The organism is Pseudoalteromonas sp. S4492 (genome assembly GCF_005886115.1).
Taxonomy (GTDB): domain Bacteria; phylum Pseudomonadota; class Gammaproteobacteria; order Enterobacterales; family Alteromonadaceae; genus Pseudoalteromonas; species Pseudoalteromonas gelatinilytica.
Window position 1 is genome coordinate 1 of record NZ_PNCP01000340.1, and the last position, 359, is coordinate 359.

A 359-nucleotide genomic window follows, 5' to 3' on the forward strand; every position below is an offset into this window, starting at 1 on the left:
CAAGGCAGCCCAGCAATTCATGGCGCGAGGGAATCGTGAGGTGGCGCGCGCCCGGGCGGACGCAGATAGACATTGATGTCGCGGAACGCGACAAGGCAGGGACGCGGGGCCGCGTCGCGAGACAACCGCCCCAACGCCAGCAACAGGGCAACGGCGACCAATGCCAGCGTGAAGGCCGCCATGCTGGCCAACGGACAATCCGAGGCAGCGGAACTATGGGTGATCTGCGCCTGCGAACCGCTTTCGCGAGCGGCACGCGTTATCCAGTCGCTATCGGCACTCACCCAACGACCGGTACCGACGCTCTCGAAGACGGCATGATCGTCGACCATCACCACACGCGGTGCCGCCAACGGCAT

Annotated in this window: 1 protein-coding gene; it reads right to left on the reverse strand. The window is 65.5% G+C overall.

The window, feature by feature from the left end:
- Positions 1-17: 17 nt before the first annotated feature.
- On the reverse strand, positions 18-359 hold a 342-nt coding region (locus CWC28_RS22205), incomplete at its 5' end, for a hypothetical protein (RefSeq protein ID WP_171038374.1).